Below are 26,128 nucleotides of genomic sequence, written 5' to 3'. Positions count from 1 at the left end.
CCTGTCAGTTAACAAGTCGTTTGATGGGCGCACCCGGGCCCGGAGGTCAATGTGAGTTCCGCGCAGTCCCCTCTTGAAAATCGCCCGGCTTCCGTGGCGCACCTCTTTCTCTCGAGAGTCGAGGCCACGCCCGACCGGGAGGCTTATCGCTACCCCGCGCCGGCCGCCGACGGCGCTTCCGGCAGCGAGCAGTGGCGCTTGCTGACATGGGCGCAGACCGGCGAGCGCGTAAGGGCGATCGCGGCCGGCCTGCTTGCCCTAGGGCTGCAGCCCGAGGAAAGGGTGGCGATCTCCTCCTCCACCCGAGTGGAGTGGATCCTGGCCGACCTGGGCGCGATGTGCGCGGGTGCCGCCACCACCGCCGTCTACCCCAGCACCAATGCCGACGAGACGGTGTACATCCTCTCCGACTCCGGCAGCCGGGCGATCTTCGTCGAGAACGCCGCCCAGCTGGCCAAGGTGGTCGCCCACACCGAACGCCTGCCCGAGCTCGTCCACGCGATCCTCTTCGACCCCCAGCCGGGAATCCCCCAGGTGGAGGGACTGGAGGTGCTGTCCCTCGCTGAGCTGGAGAAGCGGGGCCTGGTGTACCTCGAAGAGCACCCGGACGCGATCGAGAAGACGGTCCGGGCAATCGAGCGGGAGCAGCTCGCCACCCTGATCTACACCTCCGGCACCACCGGCCGGCCGAAGGGCGTGCGCCTGGTGCACGACTGCTGGTCGTACCAGGCCGTGGCGCAGGAGGCCGGCGGGCTGCTGCGCTCCGACGATGTGCAGTTTCTGTGGCTGCCGCTGTCCCACGTCTTCGGCAAGGCGCTGATTTCCGGTCAGATCAAGACCGGCCACGTGATGGCGGTGGACGGGCGGGTCGACCGCATCATCACCAACCTGCCCGCCGTGCGCCCCACCCTGATGGCGTCCGCCCCGCGGATCTTCGAGAAGGTCTACAACGGCATCGCGGGAAAGGCGAGAGCCGAGGGTGGCGCCAAGTACAAGATCTTCCTCTGGGCGGCGAAGGTCGCCCGCGACTACGCCAGGGCCGGGCAGGAGAGCATGGCGGCAACCGGAAGACGCAGCGTGCCTCTGTCGCTCGCGTTGCAGCACGCCATCGCTGACAGGCTGGTGTACGGCAAGATCCGCGCGGCCTTCGGAGGCAATCTGCGCGCCAGCGTTTCGGGCAGTGCCGCACTCGCCCCCGATATTGGCTACTTCTTCTCCGGCGCCGGCGTGCACGTCCTCGAGGGGTACGGTCTGACCGAGACCAGCGCGGGCTGCATCGTCAACCCCGCCGACGACAACCGGGTCGGCACGGTCGGCAAACCGCTGCCCGGCACCGAGGTCCGCATCGCCGGGGACGGCGAGATCCTGTTGCGGGGCCCCGGTATCATGCGCGGCTACCACAACCTCCCCGAGAAGACCGCGGAGGTGCTGGAGAGCGACGGCTGGTTGCACACCGGCGACATCGGCGAGATGGACAAGGACGGCTTCGTCCGGATCACCGACCGCAAGAAGGACGTTTTCAAGACCTCAGGCGGCAAGTACGTGGCGCCCACCGAGATCGAAGGCCGCTTCAAGGCCGTCTGCCCGTTCGTCAGCAACATCCTGGTCATCGGCAACGGCCGCAACTTCTGCAGCGCCCTGATCACCCTGGACGAGACCGTGATCATGCCCTGGGCGGCGTCTCACGACTTCGGCGGCCGCAGCTACGCCGAGGTCGTCTCCTCGCCACAGGTCCACGAGCTGATCGACGGCTTCGTTCAGCGGGTCAACGGCGACCTGCAACGGTGGCAGACAATCAAAAAGTTCTCGGTGCTGTCGCGCGACCTCGACATCGAGCACGGTGAACTCACCCCGAGCCTCAAGGTCAAGCGGCCTGTCGTGGAGCGCGAGTACGCCGAGGTCATCGAGGGGATGTACGACGGTTCCCGCGAGGCCTGATCTTCATCTGTCCGGTACGGCACTTCCCACAGCCGTACCGGACACTGGGCTCACCTGTCCGAGAAGGGGATTCGGCTCGCCGGACACCAAGGGCAGTCGTCCGGTGGGCATTGGCGGCAATGGGTGGTGGCAGGGCCTGCACGGCCGGGGAGTTCCTCCGGCCAGGCGACGCGGAGCACCAACGGCACCGCTGTGGCGCAGGTGTACTTGGACGACCTTGATGTCTGTGCAAGCGAGCAGCGACACAGTGGCCGAGCCGCGGCGCAGGTGGTGCACTCGTGGCATCCCTAGTCGGTGCTCCTCGATCCGTGCAGATCCTTGCGTCCCCTCACCGTCCCCTGGGCGTCCCCAGGTTCGTGCCAACACTCCTGCTCGTCGACCTCGGGCCTCGGGCAGCGGCAGGGTTTCGATAATCACCGTACGGCGCTCCTGTTTTGCGGGGCACCCGGCGACAGCGGTGATCGCCCAAGTACCCCTCAGAGCACGTGGCTGACTCAGCGTCAGCCCAGTGCGGCAGGAGATTCGGAGTCGGGTACCAGCAGGCGAGGTGTGCCGGACCCGTCGGACGGCACGGACCAGACGTCGGGGTCGCCGCTGCTGTCTCGCACCGTGTAGGCGACAGTGGCGTTGTCGAGCCAGGCTGCCTGGTCGTCGATGCTGCGGGTCTCGGCCAGTGGCGTCACCCTCATCGAGGCCAGTTCGAGCACGGACAGCCGCCAACCGCGGGTGGGATCTGCGCCGACGGCCTCCTTGAACGCGATTCGGGTGCCGTCCGGTGACAACGACGGGCACTCAACGTTCTCCTTGAGCGTGCGGACGGTTCTGGCGGCGAAGTCGCCCTCGACGAGGTACCGGCGGCCGGCCGTGGACACGGTCGCGTAGAACCGGTTGTCGTCAGCGGTGAAGGTGACGCCCCAGAAATTGAGGTCGGCGGCCTGGTAGGGCCTGCCCTCTCTGGTCACCGCAAACTTCTCCAGTGTGCTGACGAGCGCGCCGGTGCGGGTGTCGAGGATGCCGGTACGGGTGGAGAAGCCGCCGCTGTTGTAGGAGTCGCCTCCGACGAAGGTCGTCCAGGCCACCATGCGACCGCTGGCTGACACCCGGGCTCGGTTCGGCAGACCGGGGACCCGGAACGCGCGCTTCTCACGGAGCTCCTGGTCGAGGACGACGAGGCTGTAGGACCACGGGGAGTCGGGACGCACGCAGACGCCGGTGCCTGCCGCGGCGTAGACGCGGACGCACTCCAGCGGGGCGACCCTCCGCGGGCCGTTCGGGTTGTCCCGGGAGACTGTGGCGAGGTGACGGTCGCTCACCACCAGCAGGCGTCGGCCCGCAACGAGCGTTGCGCGGTCCGCGGCGGCGGTGAACGGATCGGCGGTGCGGTCGGCGGTGGCGGTCCGGTCGGCGGCCAGCCGGATGTAGCCGATGGCGACGGCGGCGAGTACAACGGTGGCGGCCAAGAGGATGGCGATCCGGGTCCGCTGGGTGAGGGCGCTCAACTGGATTCCTCCGGGATGACGGCATCGGGTCGCCGAGCGAGCAGCACCGCGGTGGCGATGATCGCCACGACGACGCCTGCGGCTGCCACCCTGCTGGCGGCCACCGGACCCCATGCCTGCCAGGCCATCCCGAACAGGACCGAGGAGACGAGGTAGGCCAGTGCCTGGCCGGTCTGGACGATGGCGATGCCGGTGGTGCGCAGCCGTTCTGGCAGCAGCGGGCCTGCCAGCGCCATGAATACGCCGTCGGTGGCGGCGTAGAAGATGCCGTAAAGCCCGAGCGTCAGGACGATCAGCGACCACCCGCCCAGTGGACCGAACAGCAACAGGTAGACGGCGATCAGCGCGGTGTAGCCGCCCAGCATGACGGGCAGCCTGCCGACCCGGTCGGCCAGGGCGCCGATGGGGGCGGCGAGGAGCAGGTAGCCAAGGTTGGTGCCAACCGCGAGCAGCGGAAACCAGCCTGCGCTCAGCTCTTCACGTCGCTGCAGGAGCAGGTAGACGAAGCCGTCGCCGATAGTGGCAAGCCCGAGGAAGCAGGCGGCGAGTACGAGGCGGCGGACCGGCGCGGCCTTCAGCATCGATGCGGCACCGCGCGGTGAGACGGTCCCGGCCGCGGGCTGCGGATCGCGCCGGTCGCGTACGAACAGCACGAGCAGCACGACGCCGAGGACAGCAACGCAGAAGCTGGTGACGAAGACCGCGTCGAAGGACTGGCCGGCGGCGGCAAGGACCGCCAAGGCCACCAGCGGGCCGAGGAAGGCGCCGAAGCTGTCCATCGCACGGTGCACTCCGAAGGCCCGACCGAGGGCTTCCGGTGGTGTCGACAGCGTGATCAGCGCGTCCCGAGGCGCCGTGCGCAGCCCTTTGCCGGTCCGATCGACCGCGATGACCAGCCCGACGGCGGCGACCGACCGGCCTGCCGCTAACAATCCGAGCTTGGCCACGGCCGAGAGCGCGTAGCCGACGCCCGCCACCGCCTTGCGGCTGCGCACCCGGTCGGCGATGTATCCGCCGACGATCCGCAGCACCGCCGTTGCACCGGTATAGACCCCGTCGATCACTCCGTAGGCCATCGGGCTCAGCTGCAGGCCGAGTACGAGGTAGAGCGGGAGGACCGCGGTGACCATCTCGGCGGAGATGTCGGTGACCAGGCTTACGGTGCCGAGAGCGAAGACGTTGGCGCTGATCGCCGGCAGTCGGCGCCTGCCGGGCTCGCCTGCTTTGCCGGCCGCCCTGGACCAGCCGATTGTCGACAGGTACACGCGGTTGCCCACCTCCTGCGGCTTGCGCCGGCCGAGCGGTTGGGGGACCGCCGCCACGACGACGGACGCCCACGGAGCCTTCGCCTGCAGCGGCACTCCATGGTGATGACGACGGCCCATCGTCCGGTGTCGGCAGCGCCTGAACCACGCACGGCAGTCGGCAGGCAGACATGCGGTCGATGAACAGCCGGTGGCCTACTCACGGGTCGTCAGAACGTGTGAGCGAGCACGAAGAGACCTCACTCACAGCACGCTCAACGTTCATCCAACCGCGTGCTGATGGCTCCGGTGTGTCCCTAAGTTCCCTCATTGCCCTCCACAGCCCTGACCTCAGAAGGGATCACCTGATGGGCATCCGCCGCTTCCAGAGATCTGCGATGGCGGGAGGAGCAGTCGCGCTGACGACCGCCGCCGTCGCAGCCTTGCTGACGACCGCTCCCACGGCTACCGCAGCCACAAACACGTTCACCCCGATCGCCGACACCTACGTGCAGGACAGCACCCCGTCCACCAACTACGGCACCTCGACCCAGTTCGTCGTCGACAACTCGCCCGTGCGCCAGTCGTTCCTGAAGTTCACAGTCAGCGGTCTGACCGAGCCGGTGACCAGTGCCAAGCTGCGGATCCGCACCATCAGCGGCAACAACGGCAGCAGCAACGGCGGCACGTATCGGGCGATGACCAACACCACGTGGTCGGAGACCGGCACGACCTGGAACAACAAGCCCGCCATCAACGGCGCGACGCTGGGCAGCCTCGGCTCGGTAACCAAGGACACCTGGTACGAGATCGACGTGACCTCGCTGGTGACCGGCAACGGCACCTTCAGCATCGGCGCGACCTCCACCAGCTCCGACGGCGCCTACTACGACTCGAGGGAGAGCGGCGCCGACGCGCCGCAGCTGGTGATCAGCACCGGCAGCGGCCCGTCGCCGAGCCCCACGCCCACGTCCAGCACTCCGCCGCCGTCGGGTGACCCGGTGCTGGTCGGCGCGGGCGACATCGCCACCTCCGGCTCGGGCGACACCGCGACCGCCAACCTGCTGGACGGCATCTCCGGCACAGTGTTCACCGCCGGGGACAACGCCTACCCGGACGGCACGGCGTCGAACTTCACCACCTACTACGAGCCGACCTGGGGGCGGCACAAGGCCCGCACCCGTCCCTCGCCCGGCAACCACGACTACCACACGTCGGGAGCCACGGGTTACTACAACTACTTCGGTGCCAACGCCGGCCCGTCCGGGCGGGGCTACTACTCCTACGACCTGGGCAACTGGCACGTGGTCTCGCTGAACTCCGAAGTCAGCATGTCCGTCGGCTCGGCGCAGGAGCAGTGGCTGCGTTCTGACCTGACTGCCAGCACCAAGCCGTGCACCATCGCCTACTGGCACAAGCCGCGGTTCACCTCGGGTGCCAACCACGCCCCCAACACCTCGACCGGACCTCTCGTCCAGGCGCTGTACGACAACAACGCCGAGGTGATCGCCACAGGCCACAACCACCAGTACGAGCGGTTCGCTCCCATGAACCCGAGCGGTCAGCTCGACACCGCCCGCGGCATCCGGCACTTCGTCGCCGGCATGGGCGGCGCCAGCCACTACAGCTTCGGCACCATCCTGCCCAACAGCCAAGCCCGCAACAGCGACACCTATGGCGTGCTCAAGTTCACCCTGCACGCCAACAGCTATGACTGGCAGTTCGTGCCCGAGGCGGGCAAGACCTACAGCGACAGCGGCACCACCACCTGCCACTGAGTGATCACCTCTCGCACCAGGCAGGGGCTGTCCGCGGCGAAGCCCCGGACAGCCCCGTCGACTTCGATGCATCGGAGGCCGCTGCCGGACTGGCGGCGACGTACACGGCCCGGCCGTGGCTCGGCGCGGCGTACGGCTGGCCGAGGTTGTCAGGCCAGGTCGGCGGCGGACCTCCCACCACGACCTCGCAGCCATGCCACCAGACCTGCATGGCCGACACGGTCAGCGGCGTCAAGAGCCGTCAGTTCGCGGTAGCCGATCCAGTTGCTCTCTCCGGCGAGAGTGACGCGGAGGGCCAGGCCGAGCAGCAGTACCGCCGCCAGATAAGTGCAGAGCAGGGTCTGCTTGGAGTCCGCGACCGCCGAAACGGAGCCCAGCTCGCGTCCGGAGCGGCGTTGGGCTGCGGACAGCAGTGTCCCGCCGGAACCGGCCGCCAGAGCCGCGCCACCCTGCCCAGCACGAGGGCGCGGCCTGGCTCCTCGGCCAGCGTCAGCCATCGATCGTTGTTGCGAAACAAGTCGGCCAACGGCCCCGAACCGTCCATGACCCCAGCACCGCCGCGGAGTTGGGTAGGCAACGTCCGGATCGCCATCAGCGCCCAATGACGCGGCCAGGCCGTGCTGTTGTGAGCGTTGACCCGAGTGGAGCGAGCGCCAGCGGCGATCAAAGCGATCTGGCTCAGCGATCTGCGCAGCAGGCGGATCCGGACGATGAAGGCCATGTCGAGGGTTATGAACGCAGTGCTCAGTCCTGACAAACGCCAAGCCCCGCACTCCGGCCCGGAAGAGTGCGGGGCACGTTACAGCGGCCAACGCCACTTTCACGCAGGGACCTGTCCTTTGATCAGTGCGGCGGGAAGCGCCCCGTGCAGCACCTGTTCCTTGGGGAGGGTGAGACTGAACTGCTCCTCGACGACGGCGAGGGACTTGGCGTGTGCCACGTCCCGCCTATTCTCGTCGGGGATGCCTGCGGCCTGGACGGCGGCGCTTACCAGGTCGGGGCGGGATCCTGTGATCTCATGCGACCACGTGTGCATGTACATGTCGAATCCGCACATGTAGTGCCCGTCATGGAAGTAACTGAAATCGGGCGGCGGCAGCTTCGGGTTTTGGCTCTCGTAGTACAGACGGAAGACGTGAGCGCCATCTTTGGACACACCGTGGAGGGGTCCGGTGTTCATCTCTCCGGGCCAGTAACCGTCCGCTACGGCGAAGGCGAGGTCCCCGCTGGCGCCGTACCGTACTGCAATGGAGTCGTTCTGGCGCCGCTCCCCCTCGCGCTCGTCCAGATAGGTGTTCAGGTCATAGCCGGTGTAGTGGCCCAGAGGGAGAGGGGCCGAATCCGTCGCGAGACGCCTGACCAGTTCCTCGGGCTCCAGGCCGCGTGCCAGCGTGATGCAGTAGCCGATCCAGGCGATCTCGTCGCGGGCGATCCAGCCTATTCCATCGTTCATCTCTCTCCTCCTGTGCAGGTCGCGGGGGACCGCGCATGGCGCCGTCCCCCGCGACGCCCCGCTTCTCAACCGACGGGGCTTGTCCTTCTAGGGGGCTACCTGATGTCGCATTTCACGATCGCCTTACTCGCGTCGCACTTCTCGAATCCAGGCGTCCTGACAAAGTACAGATCCTGGTCGAGAAGGCGGAACTGGCTTGTGAAGGTCGAGAAGCGGGCCATGGACGTGGAGTTGACCCACCCGGACATCGCCGACCGGCCACAGACCTCCTTCCACGTGGGGCCGGCCTTGCGCTCGTCGTCGTACAGCTTCCAGGTGCCGTCCGTGAGCTTCGTAGCGAAGGTCTGCACGCACTGGTCGCCGGAGGTGACCGGGTTGGTGCCCTCCATGTCCTTCGGCATACCGCCGCTGTTGTAGCTGGCGGCGAAGGCGAACTCGTCACAACTGGGCTTGTCGTTGGTGCTGATGTCGGGAACCGTCGTGGTGTCGGGGTGTCCATTGTTCGCGGCCCAGCCGTCCGGGCAGATGACCCTCCGGTTGGCGTCCGGGTCACGGCCGTAGGCGTTGCGCTCACCATGAGCGCCGGTCTCTCCCCTGCGGTCCGGGAGGTAGTTCAGGGGCGCACCCTTGCGGATCTTGGTGTTGATCAGCCAGGCATGTGCGGCAGCAGCCGGCGCCTTGGCGGTGTTGAACACGTAGCCGGGCATGTAGTCACGGAAGACGCAGCCTGCCGGGGAATACACCATGTCGCAGCGGGCGTAGACGGGGTTTCCGATCAGGCCGTGGCTTTTGTCGGTGGGGAAGGTCTCCGGAACGCTGGTGGAGAACGTCGCGAACGGCGCGAACGCCATGTCCTGCGACAGATCCCGGTCCTTCTTCCCCGACTCGTCCGGAACGCCGCCGGACCACTTCACCGTGGCTGTACCGGTCTCCTCGTGCGGGTCGATGTCGTACGAGCCGCCCCACATCAGGTTGCCGTCCCACGCGTAGGAAGGCTTGTCGACGCATCCTGCGCTGCACATCGGGGTGATCGTCAGCTTGATCGCGCCAGGCTGCGCCGGGAACGGCACCTTCCCGGCGGGCATGGGCAGCGGGGTGATGCGAGCCCACAGCTTCAGATCAATGCCGGTCATGGCGGTCTTCATGTGGTAGGACATCAGGAATTCCTGGTAGCCCTTGGACTCCGTTTGCTGTTCGTCGGTCACCTCGACGGACAGCTTGTTGTACATGCACGCCGCGTCACGGGTGAAGATCGACACGTATTTGCCTTGCGTCCCGCCGACCTCGCAAGTGTCGTTCAACGGCGGCGCGGCAGCCCGGATGCCCTTCAGTCGGCCCCGGCTCTCCTTCGCCTTCGTGATGTCCGCCTTGGTCGCTGGGGACGAGGTGATGCAGAGCTGGTTGCCGTTCCCGGCAGGCTGGCAGTGCCGCTCATTTACTCCGACGAGCTTCTTCGTCTCGACCGAACCCCAGCCGGGAACCGGCTGCCAGGAGTTGTCGAAGGCCGGGTTCACGGCTTTGTCGTTCGGCGCCGGCAGCGTGATGTCCACCGCGCGGACGTGGATACGGAACTTCGCCCAGGGAGACCAGGACGTCTCGTAGAGGCTGCCGTCGTAGGCGGAGGTGCGGAAGGTGTAGGTGGTGCCCGGCTTCAGCTTCCCGTTGGGAACGGTGACTTCGGCGGTCTTGCCGGACGCCACGAAGCCGGACACCAGAACGCCGTACGGGTTGTCGTCAGTGAGTTTGACCTGGGTCTTCGGGTTGCCGTTGGCGTCGGTCGTCCAGACCTCGAAGGTCAGGTTGGCCTTGTCGCCGTCAGCGTCGGTGACGCTGTTACGCAGGACGGCCATGGAGGTGTTGACGTTCCACACCCCGGACACCTGAGTGAAGGTCGGGCCCGCTTGGGGGTTCTTGCCTGAAACCGGGCGGCTTGCTGCCGCCAGGGTGGCCTTCTCCGGACCGGCCGCCGGTCTCGCCGACGGCGCACCGTTCGGGTCGGGATTCGAGGTGAAGTGCGTACCCGAGGCGGTCGGCTGGATGTCTTGTGCGGCGGCCCCGCTCACCACGGCGAGGGGTGCAGCGGTGAGCAGCGCCGTGCCGATGGCAATGCGGGACAGTATGCACCTTAATCGTATTTTCGCAGACAAGTTGGGTGATCCTCTCGCGCCCCGCCCGCCCAGCAGGGGGGCCTGGTTGGTCAGTTACCAAATTGCGACGCGCGTTCGATGTCGCCTCAGGCATTCCTATGCCGATCGACGCCCCAAGGGCTACCGGACCAACCAGGCGAACGAGGCAACCAGACCAATGGAGAGGTGACGATCACCACAGTTTGACCAGGGTTGTGCACAGCGGAATGACGGTTCAATAACGCCCTGCCAGAGGACTCGCGAGCGTTGCCAACAAGCCCCAATCGCCCACACGTTCATGCTCTCTGGCTGATTCACGGAGAGGGCCACCGCCTGCGGAGGCTCGCCCGGGACGCCGGTCTGGATGACGCGGCCGTAGTCGAGGACGACGATCCGTACGGCGACATTCGCGAGCCGGTGTGGGACCACTTCGAGTTCGAACGGGACCTGAGAGGCCTCGCCTGCCCCTGGCAAACGACGGGCCCCGCACTCCGATCCAGGTGAGTCCGGGGCCCGTCGCGTCAGAGCGGCTACGCCATGCTCCGACTCACGCTACTGAGGTCTTCGGTTCGGGGTGACGACGTGGCGGGACGGGATGAGTCCGGTCGCGGCGATGAAGCCGCCAAGGAGGTCGGCCTGGCACTGCATGCGTTGGGTCGGGTGCGGGCCAGTGCGGCGAGTTCGTCGATGCTGCACGGGGCAAGGTTGCCCAGGCTGTTCTTCAGGTGTGCCCTCACACTCTCGGCCGGGTTGAGGTCGGGCGCGTACGAAGCGAAACGGAAGACTGTCAGCAGCTGCGGGCCGCGATCAGCTCGCGCATCGCGGCATCAACTTGGGCGGAGCATTCCCTGCCTGGGATGGTGCTTGCCGCGCTGTCCCTCGCGGTCATGCCGTTCCTGTCCCCCACGCAGCGCCGGGCGGCAACAGCCTGCGGCTGCGCCGCCTCGAGCCCCTGCACGGCTGATCCGGCGAGTGCCATGGGCGCCCGTCTCTGCGGCGACGTCCCGCATCCTTTTGGGCGACATCCGGGCAGTTGCGACCCTTCAGGCCGGCTATCAATTCGAACCGTTTCCTGTACGCCTCCAGCCAATCGCGGGGGGCAACCCGGCGACGAGCACCTGCCACCAAATCTGAGCGATCGGGGTGGGTGGAACTGCGCGTCAGCGACGGCGGCCTGGCCGGACCGTTTTCAGTTCGGGCCGTTCTCGTTCTGGCCTCTTCAGGCCCAGGCCCCTCGCCTGCTCCCGCTTGCGTACCGCTGCCGGAGGCGAGCAGCCCCAAGAAGGTGATCCGGGAGGCGCGCGCCCGGGGCCGAGGTCGATGTTCACGCGAACGGACAGCACCCGTCCACTGACGCCCCGGCCGGGCAGAGGGTGGCCTTCCTGGGCCTCGGTACCCGTAGTAGCCGTTGTTGACCGGTCGTATTCGGCCTGGTGACTGCTGCAGTTCCCGGCGGACAGGCAAGGCAGACCGGCCGGGTCCTCGGTCCCTGGGTATCGGTGGACCTCTCGCCTCGCCTGCGGCGCACGCCCGTGGTGCGATGAAACAGGGGGCCGGAAGGAGAGAGCGATGATCCCACCGGCAGGGGAGCGCAAGAGTGGCACGGGCCGCGTGTCGGTCCGCCCGCTGGGTGAGGTGGACCTGGATCGGGCCGACGAGATCTTCAGGGTCGCCTTCGGGACGTTCCTCGGGGCTCCCGAGCCGAAGACGTTCTTCGGGACCGCCGACTACGTCCGCACTCGCTGGGCGGCCGATCCACAGGCGGCCTTCGCAGCGACGATCGAGGGCGAAGTCGTTGCATCGAACTTCGCCGTCAACTGGGGCAGCGTCGGGTACTTCGGCCCGCTGACCGTACGTCCGGACCTGTGGGACCAGGGCATCGGCAAGCGCCTCATGGAGCCGGTCATGGACTGCTTCGACACCTGGGAGAACCGCCACCTCGGCCTGTTCACCTTCTCGCACAGTCCCAAGCACCTTGAGCTCTACCGCCAGTACGGTTTCTGGCCCCGATTCCTCACAGCCATCATGAAGAAGCAGGTCGCAGGCAGTGCCGCAGTCCCCGGCCGAGTGCTGTACGGCCAGCTGCCCGCCGCCGAGCAGCCCGACGCCCTGAGCCTTTGTCGCACACTGACCGGGGCCGTGTACGAGGGCCTGAGCGTGGAACGCGAGATCGTGGCCACGCACGCGCAGGGACTCGGTGACACCATCCTGCTCCAGGGGGCCGGCTCCGAGCTCGATGGCCTGGCCGTCTGCCACTGCGGAGCCGGGTCGGAGGCCGGAGAGGACGTGTGCTTCGTCAAATTCGGCGCCGTGCGCCCTGGCCCGGAGGCGGCCGACCGGTTCGAACGACTGCTTGGCGCGTGCGAGCGGCTCGCCGCCGAGCGCGGACTGGGTCAACTGGACGCCGGGATGAACCTGGGCCGCCCGGATGCCTACCGCCGAATGGTCGATCGCGGTTTCCGCACCTGGTTGCAGGGCGTGACCATGCACAGGCCCAACGAACCCGGCTACAGCCACCCCGACGCCTACGTGATCGACGACTGGCGCTGAGACCCCGCCACACTCGGCGAGGAAGGCCCGGTGCTGCCCGAACCCGTGACCATTCCGCGTCGGCGCCGACGGCCAGACACCTCCCGGACCACTGTCGAAGTGCAGTCCCTTCTCATGGACAGAGCCACGCGTGCGAGGGACAGTCCGAGAGCCTGGTGCCGAGCCGCCTGGCCCCAGAAATGGGCTCAGGCGAATATCAGCCGCCATCCGCAGCTGGGCGTCCGCGGGGCCGTTTTCAGTTCGGCCCGTTCCTGTACGCCTTCAGCCAATCACCGGGGGCTACCCGTGTAGGAGCATGCCACCGCAATCCCAGGCGGCCGCCTCATCAACCACATCCACCACCCCGTGGACCGGACCCCGCAGCGGTCGGCGTGCTCGGACCTCTCGTGGACACTTCCCGGTACCTGTGTCCTGCCAGCGTCCCGAATTCACAGTTCCGACCGTCAGGCCAGCCACCTGCGGTGGCTCGCACCAACGGCGGGTCGATACATCCGCGCAGGTCAGCGAATTGCAAACCGGCATAGATCACTCCGGGACCGAACTCGCGAGCAGCGGATTCGGTCCGCTGAGCCGGAGTTGACGCTCCAACACCTCGCGAGGAACGTTTCCGCAGGTCAGAACATGCTTCAGGTGGGGCGGGTGGGACTCGAACCCACGGCCGACGGATTATGAGTCCTTTGGGGATCTTGGCGGCCCTTGTCGATCTACGCCGATCCACGACGTTTTTGCTGGTCAAAGCGGGCGAGCTGTGTCGGTGTTACTTCGTCTTTGTCAGTCTGTTCCTGTCCTTGTGTCCTGACCGCGTCCCGAATGCGTCCCGGTTGGACTGGATCGAAGTACAGAAGAGCGAACGCGCCAGCTCGGAAAGGGACTCGAACCTCCGCGCAGCGGATTTCCCTTCCAACGCGCAATTTTCTGCTCAACCGGCTCGCTCAGGCGCCGATCCAGCGCAGCCGGAGCTCGCTCACCGCGCGCACGGTCACGACCTCGCCCAGCGAGTGCTCGGCGGCGTCGACCAGAGTGGGGTCAACCGTGTCCATGATCCGGCGGAAGCTCTCCCGGCAGGCGCGTCGTGCAGCACCAGCGGGATCGCGACGGTGGCTTATGTCGATGCTGTCCACACGCACCTTCCGAGCCGTGTGCCACGTCCCGGCAACAGCCGACCTGCTCCGCTTCTGGGGTTAACTTCCTGCCCTTCAGGGCGGCGGGCCTCTCGCTGCCAGCCACTCGGCCCTGTCAAGAATCGTGATCATCCAGCGGACTGTTCATCGCTACTCACTAATGCCGCTGCCGGTCGGGCGATCTGGTCGACGGGACTCAAAGGAGCACACAAAACCGCTCATGCCTGTGCGATCAGGACGTGTGCGAGAGCCGTGTCGAGGAGGCGGCGCAGGTGGGCCGGTGTCGATGCGACGGCGGTGGCCAGCAGTGCTGGCCCGTTGGCGAGAGGGGTTAGGACGGCGCATCCCTCCGCCGGGTCGTCACCGATGAAGTATGGCGTCTGATCTGCGGCTAGCTCGGGGTAAACGGCGAGGAGTTGTCCGACGGCGCGGTGCCCGCCCAGGACTGCGGGGCCGTCCCACGCCGGTGCCGGGCACCCGTAGGCGGTGTGCTGATCGAGGAGCAGTTGGCCGTCGCGCCGCACGGTCAGGCGGGTGGAGAGATGACCGGGGGGCTCCGCCGTGCGGCCGAGGAGCTGTTCTTCCCGCAACAGCAGGCGGGAGGTGGAGGCGAGTTCCACGGCGTAGGACTGGTGCAGGGTGCTGCCTCGGGCGCTGATCAACGGCTGTGGCAGCCAGTTCAGGGATGCGTTCTCGCCGACGGTGAGTCGGACGTCGTAGGTTGCAGGGGCAGTGGTGGAGCCGGGCAGCGCGATGGTGGCGGCGGCAGTGGTCACCTCCAGCTCGGATCGCGCCTCGGCCGCGATGTCGAGTTCGAGGCGGTCCCCGCCGAGCGGTGCGCTCATCGCCCCGATCACGCAGACCCGCGCCCGCCCGTCGCGGGCTCGCAGCCGGCGCAGATGGAACGGACCGTCGTTGTGCAGGAGCGGGAGCGTCGTGGTGCGACCGTTGTGGGCGGCACGGATACGGGCGGTGGCGCGGACGCCGGTGGGGTCGAGGACGGAGGTGCGGTCCTCGGGTGCGCGGCTCTGGGCACTGGGCTGGGTGCCGGGCGTGTGCGCCTGAAATGCAGAAGGGACCTCGGCTGCCCCCCCTTTCCCCGCCTCGCCTTCTTCAGCTCCCGGCTGGTAGCCGGCCGGCGCCCGTGTCGAGGTCGGCAGTTGCGCGGCGGTCACGCGGCGACCCCGGCACGCCACGCGGAGAGACGCCCGGTGACCCAGTGGGCGACCGGACGGATCCCGTCGGCCGAGGCGAGGCTGGTGAATGCGACCGGCAGAGCGCCGCGCTGCTTCTTCGCGTCGGCTGCCATGGTGTCCAAGTCGGCACCGACATACGGCGCGAGGTCAGTTTTGTTGACCACGAGGAGGTCGGCGGTGGTGATGCCGGGCCCGCCCTTGCGCGGGATGTCGTCGCCGCTTGCCACGTCGATCACGAACACTTGAGTGTCGACGAGGCCGCGCGAGAAGGTGGCGGTGAGGTTGTCCCCTCCGGATTCGATGAGGATCAGGTCCAGCGGTTGCAGCATCTGCTCCAACTGCTCCACCGCTTCAAGGTTGGCGGAGATGTCGTCGCGGATCGCGGTGTGCGGGCAGGCACCGGTCTCTACGGCGGTGATCCGCTCTGGCGGCAGCACGGCCTCGCGGCGCAGGAACTCCGCGTCCTCACGCGTATAGATGTCATTGGTGACCACGGCGATGGACAACTGGTCCCGCAGCGCACGGCACAGCCCGGCCACGGTCGCGGTCTTGCCCGAGCCCACGGGCCCGCCCAGCCCGACCCGCAGGGCGCGACGGCTGCCGTCGGGGCGCAGCGCATCGGCGCTGAAGGCGTGGCGGTGGGGCATGGTCGTGGGATGGTCGAGGTGCACGGCGGCTCCAGGTCGGTTGAGGCAGGTCAGGAAGCGAAGAGACGAACGCTCCAGGCGGCGTGTCGCTCACCGGTGATGTCCAGCAGCGGAGAGGACGCGGCGGGCAGCCCGCCGACGCCCTCGGCGGCTACGCGATCCGCCGCGTCGGCCGCGGTTCGGGCGACCTCGTCGAGTTCACCGGCGAGCCGCGCCAGGAGGGCGGTCGCTTCGAACGGGTCAAGGCTCAGCAGCCTCACCGCCGCGGTCGCCGGCCCGCTGACGCTCTCGTACGCGGCGCACTGAGCGGCATCGAACGGCGTCAGGCCGGCGGCGCGGGCCGCAAGACCGAGGACGACCGGCTGGTGCGCTCCTTGCGGCAGGACGCGGGCGAGCCGGTCGAGGTCGGGCGAGGGCCAGGTGATGCGCGCCGCCCGCAACATCTGCCGGCCGAGCCTGCGGGCGACCTGTCGCAGCGCCGGCACGGGCGTGCGGGCATCGGCAGCCTCGTCCAGCATCAGAAGGTCGTATCCGGTGGCCGCTGCGGCGGCGAGCCCGGCCGCGGTCAGCCCGGCGGTGTGCAGGCGCCCCCGGCAAAAGGCCTCCAGACTTGCGGTGTCGTACACGCCTTGAGAGGCAACAGCGGCCTCCACACCGCCGGAGTGGGCATGCCCACCGGCGGGAAAGCGGCCATCAGCCAGGACGAGCAGGGCAGCACGGCTCATGGGGGGCAGCGGCCCGCCTTTCACGGGGACAGGCGGCCCGGCGAGAAGGAGTGGCCGGGCGACAACAGGGGTCAGAACAGGAAGTACCGTTGGGTCATGGGCAGTTCGGTGGCGTAGTGCCGTGCGATCTGTTGCCCGTCCACCGTGGTGCGTACGTCGGAGGTGGTGGCGCCGCCGATGGTGACGTCGAAGGTGTCGGGGTCGATGACGATCTTCGGCTGGCCGTTGTTGTGCACCATGTCGGCTTTGGTGACCTGGCGTGTGGACTTGATCGCGCGCAGCGGTTTGAGCAGGCCGATCTGGGACAGCTCGCCGTCGACGGCCTGCTCCGAAACGAAGTTGAAGGAGTTGCTCTTCGGGGAGCGGCCGCTGAACCCCCACACTGGGCGCGGCAGGAACGGCTGGGGCGTCGGAATGGACGCGTTGGCGTCACCGATCTGCGCGTACGCGATCTGGCCGCCCTTGATGACCATGTGCGGCTTCACGCCGAAGAACTTCGGTTCCCACAGCACCAGGTCCGCGAGTTTGCCTGCCTCGACGGAGCCGACCTCGTCGTCGATTCCGTGGGTGATGGCCGGGTTGATCGTGTACTTGGCGACGTAGCGCCGGGCGCGGTAGTTGTCCGCCTCGGCGTCGTCCTCGCGGAGGTGTCCGTAGCGGGACTTCATGACGTGGGCGGTCTGCCAGGTCCGCATGACCATCTCGCCGATGCGCCCCATGGCCTGCGCGTCGGAGGACATCATCGAGATGGCGCCCATGTCGTGCAGCAGGTCCTCGGCGGCCATGGTGGAGGGCCGGATCCGCGAGTCGGCGAACGCCTTGTCCGCGTCGATCTCGGGGTTGAGGTGGTGGCAGACGATCATCATGTCGATGTGCTCTTTGACGGTGTTGACCGTCAGAGGCCGGGTCGGATTGGTCGACGCGGGCAGCACGCTCGCCTCGCCCACCAGGCTGATCATGTCGGGTGCGTGACCGCCGCCGGCACCTTCGACGTGGAAGACGTGCAGGCTGCGGTACTTCCCCTTACCGTCCTTGGTAGCGGCGAGGGTGTGCTGCACGAACCCGGACTCGTTCAGCGAGTCGGCGTGCAGGGCGACCTGGACGCCGGTCTCGTCGCACACCCTCAGCGCCGCGTCGATCACCGCAGGCGTGGCACCCCAGTCCTCGTGGATCTTGAAGCCGAGGGCGCCGGCGGCGACCTGGTCGCGCAGCGCCTTCTGTGACACCGTGCTGCCCTTGGCGAGCAGACCGATGTTGACCGGATAGGGGTCCAGTGCCTCGAACGCCCGCTGGATGTGCCACTTGCCGGGCGTCACGGTGGTGGCCGTACTGCCCTCGGCGGGGCCGGTGCCGCCGCCGATCAGCGTGGTCACACCCGACGCGAGTGCTTCGTGGATCTGCTCAGGGCACAAGAAGTGGACGTGGGTGTCGACGCCGCCCGCGGTCAGGATCCGTCCGTTGCCAGAGATCACCTCCGTCTCGGGCCCGACGACGAAGTCCGATGCATGTACGTGGTTGTTGGGCTTCGGTGACATCGTCTCGGGGTTGTACGCCTTGCCGATCGCATGGATCCGGCCGTCGCGCAGACCGATGTCGGCCTTCACCACGGCCCAGTGGTCCAGGATGAGTGCGCCGGTGATCACTGTGTCCACCGGCGTCCGGGGATCGTCCCGTGGAATGTGCGACTGGCCCATCGACTCGCGGATCACCTTGCCGCCGCCGAAGATCATCTCGTCGCCGCTGCGACCGGGCCCGCCACTCCAGTCCGCATCGATCCTGACGACGAGGTTGCTGTCGGCGAGCCGGACCCGGTCGCCGGTTGTCGGGCCGTAGAGCTCGGCGTACGTGGACCGCTTCAGAGGGCTCGCATACTCAGTCACGCCGCGCATCGAGGTGCACATCCTTTTCGCTCTTCCCGGCCTGAAGTCCCCTGACGATGCGGTCCCCCGCGATAGGCACCAGCCGCACGGTGCGCTCCTTCTCACCGGGCTCGAATCGCTCCGACGTACCCGAGGCGATGTGCAGCCGCATGCCGTGTGCCGCCTTCCGGTCGAAGCAGAGACCTTCGTTGACCTTGAGGAGACCTTCGTTGACCTCGGCGAAGTGATAGTGCGAGCCGATCTGGATCGGGCGGTCCGACGGGTTGCTCACGAGCAGTTCCACGGGCTGTTGGCCCTCGTTGAACTCCACCGCGGAATCCTCGTCGTCCGGACGAAGCTCCAGCTTGCCCGGATGGACATCCACGTCCTCGGCCGCCTCGTCGAACGGATCGTGAATGGTCACCAGCTTCGTCCCGTCCGGGAACGTCGCCTCGACCTGCACGTTGGCGATCATCTCCGGGACGCCTTCCATAACTTCGCTGCGCTTCAGCACCCGGCGGCCGGACTCCATGACCGAGTCCACCGTCGCACCGGTCCGGGCCTCCTCGTACACGTGCGCCGTCAACAGCGCCATGACCTCGGGATAGTTCAGCAGCAGCCCCCGCTCACGGCGCCGCTGGGCAACATCCGCGGCGACATGGACCAGCAGTCGTTCCTGCTCATGCGGAGTCAGGTGCATACAGTCCCCCTTCCTACTCATCGCTTTACCTGGGCGGCGAAGATTCACGAGGGCAGCGTGATGCGTGCTGGTCCGCCGGAGGCCGCAGGTTGATCATCGAAGGCAATATGAGTAAGAAGAGGGAGAAACCCTTCCCTATCCCCCTAATGGAGTGAAATATGGTCAGGACGTGCAGGATGGGCGCACACGCCGGAGGTCTTCATGACACCCCTGCGGGCCCCTGCCGCAATTGCCCTGGTGGATGCGGCCCGCCTCGGCCCTGAAATGGAAGTCGCCGAAGTCACCGCCCGCCCAGGCCCGCCGCGTCAGCGAGGAACGAGCCTGGCGGTCGGAACTCGGACGATGCGTTCCAGGCACCCGCGGAAGTGGGGCCCGGATGGCGGAGGTCGCCGCGCCCCTCGACGCGACTTCGACGGGGTCTCCGCTCGCGTGCTGCCGCCGTTGGCTTGGAGCTGCCCAGCCCGCCGTCCCACTCCGTGCCCAACATCTTTCACCGGGCCCTGCTGCCGCCAGGCGCCCGGATAATTGATCGGCGGCGCCGCCGACGTCGGATTCGAGGAACTGGTGGAGGCGCGGGAGCAAGCGAGCCTTGGCAGTTCAGAGATGATCGAGCGGATCCGTACCGCCCACGGGACGCTGCACTCGCCGGCGGCCGACGACCGTACGTTCTGCGCGACCGTCAGGCTGTGCACGAAGGCCTCGTGCACCCTGACCAATTTGCTCCTCGAAGGGTCCCGTACGCCTCTCGCGGCTGATGAGCAATGTGAGCCGCCACGGCGCCAACGTCACTGAACCTTGCCCGCACCGGACCGCTTCCCACCCGGGACGACGCATCGGCACCCTGCCCCACAGCCCCAAAAGCACGACCTGCACCGGATGCCTGGTTTGCCACGAAATCAGCGTCCCGAATTCCGTCCTGCCGATCATGAAACCATGATCGATTGGGGTGGCTCCGACCTCTCGGCCACCCGACCAACCAGCAAAGTCGCTAGTCAGATCGTTTCTGCACGCGTAGCGCGCGGTGGGGCGGGTGGGACTCGAACCCACGGCCGACGGATTATGAGTCCGCTGCTCTAACCGGCTGAGCTACCGCCCCTAACGGCGCGTCGCGCACAAATGTGCGCGCCGTCTGCCGCAGCATAGCCGCTCATACGATCTCCTGCCTCGGATGGTCGGCAACGCACAATCATGAGGACTGCGCTGCCCCCTGCCCGGTTCCAGGAGCCGTCCCGAAGTAGTCCAGGACACGAAAAAGGACCCCCACGGGGCCCTCTTCCGGTATCTGCTCCCCCGGCTGGACTCGAACCAGCAACCCTCCGGTTAACAGCCGAATGCTCTGCCAATTGAGCTACAGGGGATCGCGCTCCCCCGACTGGACTCGAACCAGTAACCTGCCGGTTAACAGCCGGCTGCTCTGCCAATTGAGCTACAGGGGATTGCTGCGTGTGCACCGAACGTACCTACCCCGGGTCTCCCGGGGGGCGTGCGCTCGCCGCGACACATACATTAGCGCAAGCAGGGGGGTGCTCCGCCAATCGGTAAGGCCCCGGGTGATCACGGGCCTGACCGGGTAGGCGGCGAGCACCGACGCAAGGGAAGGGTGGCAGCCATGCGGTACAAGCTCACGTTCCTCGCCGGACTGGCCCTCGGCTACGTGATCGGCACGCGAGCCGGGCGCGAGCGCTACGAGCAGCTCAAGAAGTCCGTGCGCGAGATCTCCCAGAATCCTGCCGTGCGCAATGCCGCGGAGTCCGCGGCGCACAACAGCCGCGAGGTCGCGGGCAAGGCTTTCCACGCGGTGAGCGAGAAGGTCGGGGACCGGGTGCCCGACTCGGTGGCCGAGCGGGTGCGGTCCCTGCGGGAGCGGAGCGCGAGCGGCGAGGACGACTGGGGCACCAGTAATACCTGATCACCGGCAGTAATTAACCGGCGGCATGTGACGTGGTACCTCCCCGCGTGCGGCAGAATCTTCAGACATGGGGATAGTCGCCGGCTTGGACAGCTCGTCTGCATTCACGCGCATCGTCGTCTGTGACGCGGACACGGGTGCCGTGCTGCGCCAGGGGTACGCGCCGCACCCCGTCGAGGCGAAGGCCATCGAGATCGACCCGCAGGTATGGCTGCTCTCGCTCGGCGAGGCCGCGGCCGGCGGGCTGCTCGAAGGCGTGCAGGCCATCGGCGTCTCCGCGCAGCAGCACGGTCTGCTGACGCTGGACCGGCAGGGCAATCTCGTACGTCCCGCGCTGCTCGGCAATGACAAGCGTGCGCAGGCCGCCGCGGCGGATCTGATCGACGCGCTCGGCGGGCGGCAGGCCTGGGCCGAGGCCGTCGGTTCGGTGCCGCAGTCCGCGCAGCCGGTGGCGAAGCTGCGCTGGATGGCGCGCTCCGAGCCCGAGGCGGCGCAGCAAGTCGCGTCCGTCATGCAGCCGCACGACTGGCTGGTGTGGCAGCTGCTCGGCCGGCCGGCCCGCAGGACCACGGACCGCGGCGGCGCTTCCGGCACCGGTTTCTGGTCGGCGGGCACCGGCTCGTACCGGCCCGACCTGGTGGAGCTGGCGCTCGGGCACCAGTGCGCGCTGCCCGAGGTGCTCGGTCCGGCGGATGCCGCGGGTACGACGCCCGAGGGGCTGCTGATCTCCGCCGGCACCGGCGAGACGATGGCGGCGGCCTTCGGGCTGGGTGTCGGGGTCGGCGACGCGGTGGTGTCGCTGGGGGCCTCTGGCTCCGTGATGGCCGTGCACCACCAGGCACTGGCCGATCCGGGCGGGATGATTACGTCGTTCGCCGATGCGACCGGGATGCATCTGCCGGTGGTGCACACGCTCAATGCCGTACGGGCGCTGCGCGGCACGGCCGAGCTGCTGGGCCTCGAGGGTCTCGACGAGCTCTCCGCGCTGGCCATGAAGTCGACGCCCGGTTCGTCCGGGCTTGTGATGCTGCCGTATCTGGAGGGCGAGCGCACTCCGCAACTGCCGCACACCGCCGGGACGCTGAGCGGTCTGCGCCGCGAGTCGATGAAGCCCGAGCATCTGGCGCGGGCCGCCTTCGAGGGCATGCTCTGCTCGCTCGCGGACGCCATGGACGTGCTGCGCGGGCGCGGGGTCGAGGTGTGCAGGGTATTTCTGCTGGGTGGCGCCGCCGAGCTGCCCGCCGTACAGACCGCGGCGCCCGCGATCTTCGGGGCACAGGTCGTCGTGCCGCAGCCCGCCGACTACGCGGCGCTGGGCGCGGCCCGGCAGGCCGCGTGGGCGCTCGGGGTCTCGCAGGGGACGCTGTCGCCGGCCGCTCCGCCGGCCTGGCAGGGTGCATCGGCTCAGGTTTTTGAGCCGGGCGAGGAACGCGCGGTGGGTCAGGCGGTGCGCCAGCAGTACGGCGCGACGCGGGATCAGATCCACCCCGGGGCGTTCAACCCGACATCTTGACCCTGCCTTGAATTAATCCCTTGAGGTTACCGGGGCGGAGTGTCGCAAGATGGGGTGACCCCTCGATCTTGCCGACTCCGAGAGACAGCGCGTGCTGATACGACTTCTACGGACGTACCTCAGTCCGTACCAGAAACCCATCGCCTTACTGGTGGCGCTCCAACTGCTGCAGACCAGCGCCACCCTCTATCTGCCCACCCTCAACGCGGACATCATCGACAACGGTGTCGTGAAGGGGGACACGGGCTACATCCTCCGGGTCGGCGCGGTCATGATCGCCGTGAGCGTCGTCCAGGTGGTCTGCAACATCGGAGCGGTCTTCTACGGCGCACGAACCGCCTCCGCTCTCGGGCGTGATGTCCGGGCCGCCGTCTTCGACCGGGTGCAGAGCTTCTCCGCGCGCGAGGTCGGGCACTTCGGGTCGCCGTCGCTGATCACCCGTACGACCAATGACGTCCAGCAGGTGCAGATGCTGGTCCTGATGGCGTTCACGCTGATGGTGTCGGCGCCGATCATGTGCGTCGGCGGCATCATCATGGCGCTCGGCCAGGATGTGCCGCTGTCGGCGGTGCTGCTCGCGGTGGTGCCGTTGCTCGGCATCGCGGTGTCGCTGATAGTCAAGAAGATGCGGCCGCTGTTCCGGACCATGCAGGAACGTCTCGACACGGTGAACCGGGTGCTGCGGGAGCAGATCACGGGCAACCGCGTCATCCGCGCCTTCGTACGCGACGAGTACGAGAAGGAGCGGTTCCGCGGGGCCAACACGGAGCTGACCGATGTGTCCCTGTCCACCGGCCGGCTGATGGCGCTGATGTTCCCGACCGTCATGACGGTGGTGAATGTGTCGTCCATCGCCGTCATCTGGTTCGGCGCACACCGCGTCGACAGCGGCGCGATCCAGATCGGCGCGCTGACCGCGTTCCTCGCGTATCTGATGCAGATCGTGATGGCCGTGATGATGGCCACCTTCATGTTCATGCAGGTGCCGCGCGCCGAGGTCTGTGCCGAGCGGATCGAGGAGGTGCTGGCGACGGATTCGAGCGTGGTGCCGCCGTCCGCGCCCGTACGGCAGCTGCGCGGCCACGGGCATCTGGAGGTGCGGGACGTGGAGTTCCGCTACCCGGGGGCCGAGGAGTCGGTGCTGCGCAGCGTCGATCTGGTGGCGCGGCCCGGCGAGACGACCGCGATCATCGGGTCGACAGGCAGCGGGAAGTCGACGCTGCTGGGGCTCGTACCGCGGCTGTTCGATGTGACGGGCGGCGAGGTGCTCGTCGACGGGGTGGATGTGCGTGAGCTCGATCCGGCGCTGATGGCGAGGACGGTGGGGCTCGTACCGCAGAAGCCGTATCTCTTCTCCGGGACGGTGGCCACGAATCTTCGGTACGGAAAGCCCGGCGCGAGCGACGACGAGTTGTGGCAGGCGCTGGAAGTCGCGCAGGCCGACGACTTCGTACGGAATCTTGAAGGCGGGCTGAACGCGCCGATCGCGCAGGGCGGCACCAATGTCTCCGGCGGGCAGCGCCAGCGCCTCGCGATCGCCAGGACCCTGGTGCAGCGGCCCGAGATCTACCTCTTCGACGACTCCTTCTCGGCACTGGACTACGCGACGGACGCGGCGCTGCGCGGGGCGCTGGCGCGCGAGACCGCCGAGGCGACGGTGGTCATAGTCGCCCAGCGGGTGTCGACCATCCGCGACGCCGACCGCATCGTGGTCCTGGACGAGGGGCAGGTCGTGGGGACCGGCAGCCATCACGAGCTGATGGAGAGCAATGAGACCTACCGAGAGATCGTGCTCTCGCAGCTGACGGAGGCTGAGGCCGCATGAGCGGGCCGGGCGGACGGATGATGATGGGACCGGTCGAGCGGTCCATGGACTTCAAGGGGTCGGGCAAGCGGCTGCTGCGGCAGCTCGCGCCGGAGCGGGCGACGCTGTGGGTGATGCTCGCGGCGGGTGTGCTGAGCGTCGCGTTCGCGGTGGTCGGGCCGAAGATACTGGGGCAGGCGACCGACCTGGTCTTCGCGGGGGTCGTCGGCCGGGAGATGCCAGCGGGGACCAGCAAGGAGCAGGAGGTCGCCGACCTGCGGGACAAGGACCAGGGCGGGCTCGCCGACATGCTGTCCGGCGTGGACTTCACGCCCGGCGACGGCATCGACTTCACCGCCGTGAGCCATGTGCTGCTGGTGGCGCTGGTGGTGTATCTGGCCGCGGGTCTGCTGATGCTGGTGGCGACGCGGCTGTCGATCCGGGTGATCAACCGGACCGTGTTCCGGATGCGGGAGGACGTGCAGGCGAAGCTGTCGCGGCTGCCGCTGTCGTACTTCGACCGGGCCAAGCGCGGCGAGGTGCTCAGCCGGGCGACGAACGACATCGACAACATCTCGCAGACGCTGCAGCAGAGCATGGGGCAGCTGATCAACTCGCTGCTGACCATCGTGGGCGTGCTGGCGATGATGTTCTGGATCTCGCCGCTGCTCGCGCTGGTCGCGCTGGTGACGGTGCCGGTGTCGGTCTTCGTGGCGACGAAGGTCGGCAAGCGTTCGCAGCCGCACTTCGTGCAGCAGTGGAAGACCACCGGCAAACTCAACGCCCACATCGAGGAGATGTACACCGGCCATGCGCTGGTGAAGGTCTTCGGGCGACAGAACGAGTCGGCCCGGGCCTTCGCCGACCAGAACGAGGAGCTGTACGAGGCGGGTTTCAGGGCCCAGTTCAACAGCGGGGTGATGCAGCCGCTGATGTTCTTCGTCTCGAACCTCAACTATGTGCTGGTGGCAGTCGTCGGCGGACTGCGGGTCGCGTCCGGTGCGCTGTCCATCGGCGATGTGCAGGCGTTCATCCAGTACTCCCGGCAGTTCTCGATGCCGCTGACGCAGGTCGCCTCGATGGCGAACCTCGTGCAGTCGGGCGTCGCGTCGGCCGAGCGGATCTTCGAGCTGCTGGACGCGGACGAGCAGGAGGCCGACGCTCCGTCGTTCTCGGCCTCGGCCTGGTCCTCGTCCTCGGCCACGGCCGGGCGGCCGGGACAGCCGCTGGGGCAGGTCTCGCTGGAGAAGGTCGCCTTCCAGTACGACCCGGAGAAGCCGCTGATCGAGGATCTGTCGCTGAGCGTGGAGCCGGGTCATACGGTCGCGATCGTCGGCCCGACGGGTGCGGGCAAGACGACGCTGGTGAATCTGCTGATGCGGTTCTACGAGGTCACGGGCGGCCGGATCAGCCTGGACGGCGTGGACATCGCGAAGATGTCGCGGGAGGAACTGCGCTCCGGCATAGGGATGGTGCTCCAGGACACCTGGCTGTTCGGCGGCACGATCGCGGACAACATCGCGTACGGAGCGTCCCGACAGGTGACGCGGGAGGAGATCGAGGAGGCGGCGCGCGCGGCGCACGCCGACCGATTCATCCGTACGCTCCCCGACGGCTACGACACGGTGATCGACGACGAGGGGGCGGGGGTGAGCGCGGGCGAGAAGCAGCTGATCACCATCGCGAGGGCGTTCCTGTCCGACCCGGTGATCCTGGTGCTCGACGAGGCGACGAGCTCGGTCGACACCCGTACCGAGGTGCTCATCCAGAAGGCGATGGCGCGCCTGGCCCACGGGCGTACGAGCTTTGTCATCGCGCACCGGCTCTCCACCATCCGGGACGCGGATGTGATCCTGGTGATGGAGAGCGGCGCGATTGTCGAACAGGGCACGCATGAGGGGCTGTTGGCGGCGGAGGGTGCGTATGCGCGGCTGTACGCGGCGCAGTTCGCACAGGCGGTGGTGGAGGTGGAGTAGGTCGGGGGCGGTACGCCTGCGGCGGGCCCACGCGGCGGAGCCGCGAAATCGGAGCAGCCCCGACCCTCCCCCTACGCCCTGGCGGGCGCG

General features: G+C 67.9%; 17 protein-coding genes, 3 tRNA genes and 1 pseudogene. 8 read left to right on the top strand and 13 right to left on the bottom strand.

Going from position 1 to position 26,128, the window contains the following annotated elements; all coding sequences use genetic code 11:
- Positions 1 to 51: 51 nt before the first annotated feature.
- Positions 52 to 1,938: an AMP-dependent synthetase/ligase gene (locus tag ACH492_RS21655; protein ID WP_398988880.1), complete on the top strand. Its 1,887-nt coding sequence runs from the start codon at positions 52 to 54 to the stop codon at positions 1,936 to 1,938.
- A gap of 500 nt (positions 1,939 to 2,438) precedes the next feature.
- Here the strand turns inward: ACH492_RS21655 and ACH492_RS21650 are convergent, their stop codons facing one another.
- Positions 2,439 to 3,437 carry a TolB family protein gene (locus ACH492_RS21650; protein ID WP_398988878.1) on the bottom strand — a complete coding sequence of 333 codons (999 nt, stop codon included), beginning with the start codon at positions 3,435 to 3,437 and terminating at the stop codon, positions 2,439 to 2,441.
- Positions 3,434 to 4,798 carry an MFS transporter gene (locus ACH492_RS21645; protein ID WP_398988877.1) on the bottom strand — a complete coding sequence of 455 codons (1,365 nt, stop codon included), beginning with the start codon at positions 4,796 to 4,798 and terminating at the stop codon, positions 3,434 to 3,436. Before ACH492_RS21645 ends, ACH492_RS21650 begins: the two co-directional genes overlap by 4 nt.
- A 251-nt stretch (positions 4,799 to 5,049) precedes the next feature.
- Between ACH492_RS21645 and ACH492_RS21640 the strand changes: the two genes are divergently transcribed.
- Complete coding sequence (locus ACH492_RS21640) at positions 5,050 to 6,459, top strand: DNRLRE domain-containing protein (RefSeq protein ID WP_398988875.1); 1,410 nt, start codon at positions 5,050 to 5,052, stop codon at positions 6,457 to 6,459.
- 149 nt (positions 6,460 to 6,608) lie between these two features.
- On the opposite strand, the gene ACH492_RS21635 is transcribed toward ACH492_RS21640, so the two are convergent.
- From ACH492_RS21635 to ACH492_RS21625, 3 genes are all read right to left on the bottom strand, one after another.
- A complete protein-coding gene (locus tag ACH492_RS21635; RefSeq protein ID WP_398988873.1) occupies positions 6,609 to 6,956 on the bottom strand; it encodes a hypothetical protein in 348 nt (115 codons plus the stop codon).
- A gap of 323 nt (positions 6,957 to 7,279) precedes the next feature.
- Positions 7,280 to 7,912 (bottom strand): DUF6461 domain-containing protein, encoded by a 633-nt coding sequence (locus tag ACH492_RS21630; RefSeq protein WP_398988870.1) that lies wholly within the window; start codon positions 7,910 to 7,912, stop codon positions 7,280 to 7,282.
- Between the two features lie 95 nt (positions 7,913 to 8,007).
- On the bottom strand, positions 8,008 to 10,059 hold the full coding sequence (locus ACH492_RS21625) for a hypothetical protein (RefSeq protein WP_398988868.1): 2,052 nt from the start codon (positions 10,057 to 10,059) through the stop codon (positions 8,008 to 8,010).
- An 815-nt stretch (positions 10,060 to 10,874) separates the two neighbouring features.
- On the opposite strand from ACH492_RS21625, the pseudogene ACH492_RS21620 reads away from it, so the two are divergent.
- Positions 10,875 to 10,985, top strand: a pseudogene (locus ACH492_RS21620) (cation transporter); the annotation flags it as partial.
- Positions 10,986 to 11,607: 622 nt separating this feature from the next.
- The gene (locus tag ACH492_RS21615) at positions 11,608 to 12,588 is read left to right on the top strand and encodes a GNAT family N-acetyltransferase (RefSeq protein ID WP_398988866.1); all 981 of its coding nucleotides are present in this window, start codon (positions 11,608 to 11,610) and stop codon (positions 12,586 to 12,588) included.
- A gap of 1,339 nt (positions 12,589 to 13,927) precedes the next feature.
- Here the strand turns inward: ACH492_RS21615 and ACH492_RS21610 are convergent.
- The 8 genes from ACH492_RS21610 to ACH492_RS21575 form a co-directional block, all read right to left on the bottom strand.
- Positions 13,928 to 14,884, bottom strand: coding sequence for an urease accessory protein UreD (locus ACH492_RS21610; protein ID WP_398988864.1), 957 nt, complete (start codon positions 14,882 to 14,884; stop codon positions 13,928 to 13,930).
- Complete coding sequence (gene ureG, locus ACH492_RS21605) at positions 14,881 to 15,576, bottom strand: urease accessory protein UreG (protein ID WP_398988862.1); 696 nt, start codon at positions 15,574 to 15,576, stop codon at positions 14,881 to 14,883. Before ureG ends, ACH492_RS21610 begins: the two co-directional genes overlap by 4 nt.
- 26 nt (positions 15,577 to 15,602) lie before the next feature.
- Positions 15,603 to 16,277 (bottom strand): urease accessory protein UreF, encoded by a 675-nt coding sequence (locus ACH492_RS21600; RefSeq protein ID WP_398988860.1) that lies wholly within the window; start codon positions 16,275 to 16,277, stop codon positions 15,603 to 15,605.
- 71 nt (positions 16,278 to 16,348) lie between these two features.
- Entirely contained in the window at positions 16,349 to 18,166 is a 1,818-nt protein-coding gene (locus ACH492_RS21595; RefSeq protein ID WP_398988858.1) for an urease subunit alpha, read from the bottom strand.
- Positions 18,150 to 18,836, bottom strand: a complete 687-nt coding sequence (locus ACH492_RS21590; protein WP_398988856.1) for an urease subunit gamma — start codon at positions 18,834 to 18,836, stop codon at positions 18,150 to 18,152. The genes ACH492_RS21595 and ACH492_RS21590 overlap by 17 nt, the downstream gene beginning before the upstream one ends.
- Before the next feature lie 1,022 nt (positions 18,837 to 19,858).
- Positions 19,859 to 19,932: transfer RNA gene (locus ACH492_RS21585), tRNA-Ile, on the bottom strand.
- Positions 19,933 to 20,121: 189 nt separating this feature from the next.
- A tRNA-Asn gene (locus ACH492_RS21580) sits at positions 20,122 to 20,194 on the bottom strand.
- 5 nt (positions 20,195 to 20,199) lie between these two features.
- A tRNA-Asn gene (locus ACH492_RS21575) sits at positions 20,200 to 20,272 on the bottom strand.
- Positions 20,273 to 20,445: 173 nt separating this feature from the next.
- Between ACH492_RS21575 and ACH492_RS21570 the strand changes: the two genes are divergently transcribed.
- The 4 genes from ACH492_RS21570 (at position 20,446) to ACH492_RS21555 (ending at position 26,038) form a co-directional block, all read left to right on the top strand.
- On the top strand, positions 20,446 to 20,745 hold the full coding sequence (locus ACH492_RS21570; protein WP_307663661.1) for a YtxH domain-containing protein: 300 nt from the start codon (positions 20,446 to 20,448) through the stop codon (positions 20,743 to 20,745).
- A 67-nt stretch (positions 20,746 to 20,812) separates the two neighbouring features.
- Positions 20,813 to 22,258: an FGGY family carbohydrate kinase gene (locus tag ACH492_RS21565; RefSeq protein WP_398988854.1), complete on the top strand. Its 1,446-nt coding sequence runs from the start codon at positions 20,813 to 20,815 to the stop codon at positions 22,256 to 22,258.
- Positions 22,259 to 22,349: 91 nt separating this feature from the next.
- Positions 22,350 to 24,083, top strand: coding sequence for an ABC transporter ATP-binding protein (locus ACH492_RS21560; RefSeq protein WP_398988852.1), 1,734 nt, complete (start codon positions 22,350 to 22,352; stop codon positions 24,081 to 24,083).
- A complete protein-coding gene (locus ACH492_RS21555) occupies positions 24,080 to 26,038 on the top strand; it encodes an ABC transporter ATP-binding protein (protein WP_398988850.1) in 1,959 nt (652 codons plus the stop codon). Before ACH492_RS21560 ends, ACH492_RS21555 begins: the two co-directional genes overlap by 4 nt.
- The last annotated feature ends 90 nt before the right edge of the window (positions 26,039 to 26,128 follow it).

Origin of the sequence: Streptomyces sp. NPDC019443, from assembly GCF_044389785.1 — a bacterium.
GTDB lineage: Bacteria > Actinomycetota > Actinomycetes > Streptomycetales > Streptomycetaceae > Streptomyces.
This window is presented reverse-complemented; position numbering and strand designations above follow the sequence as displayed.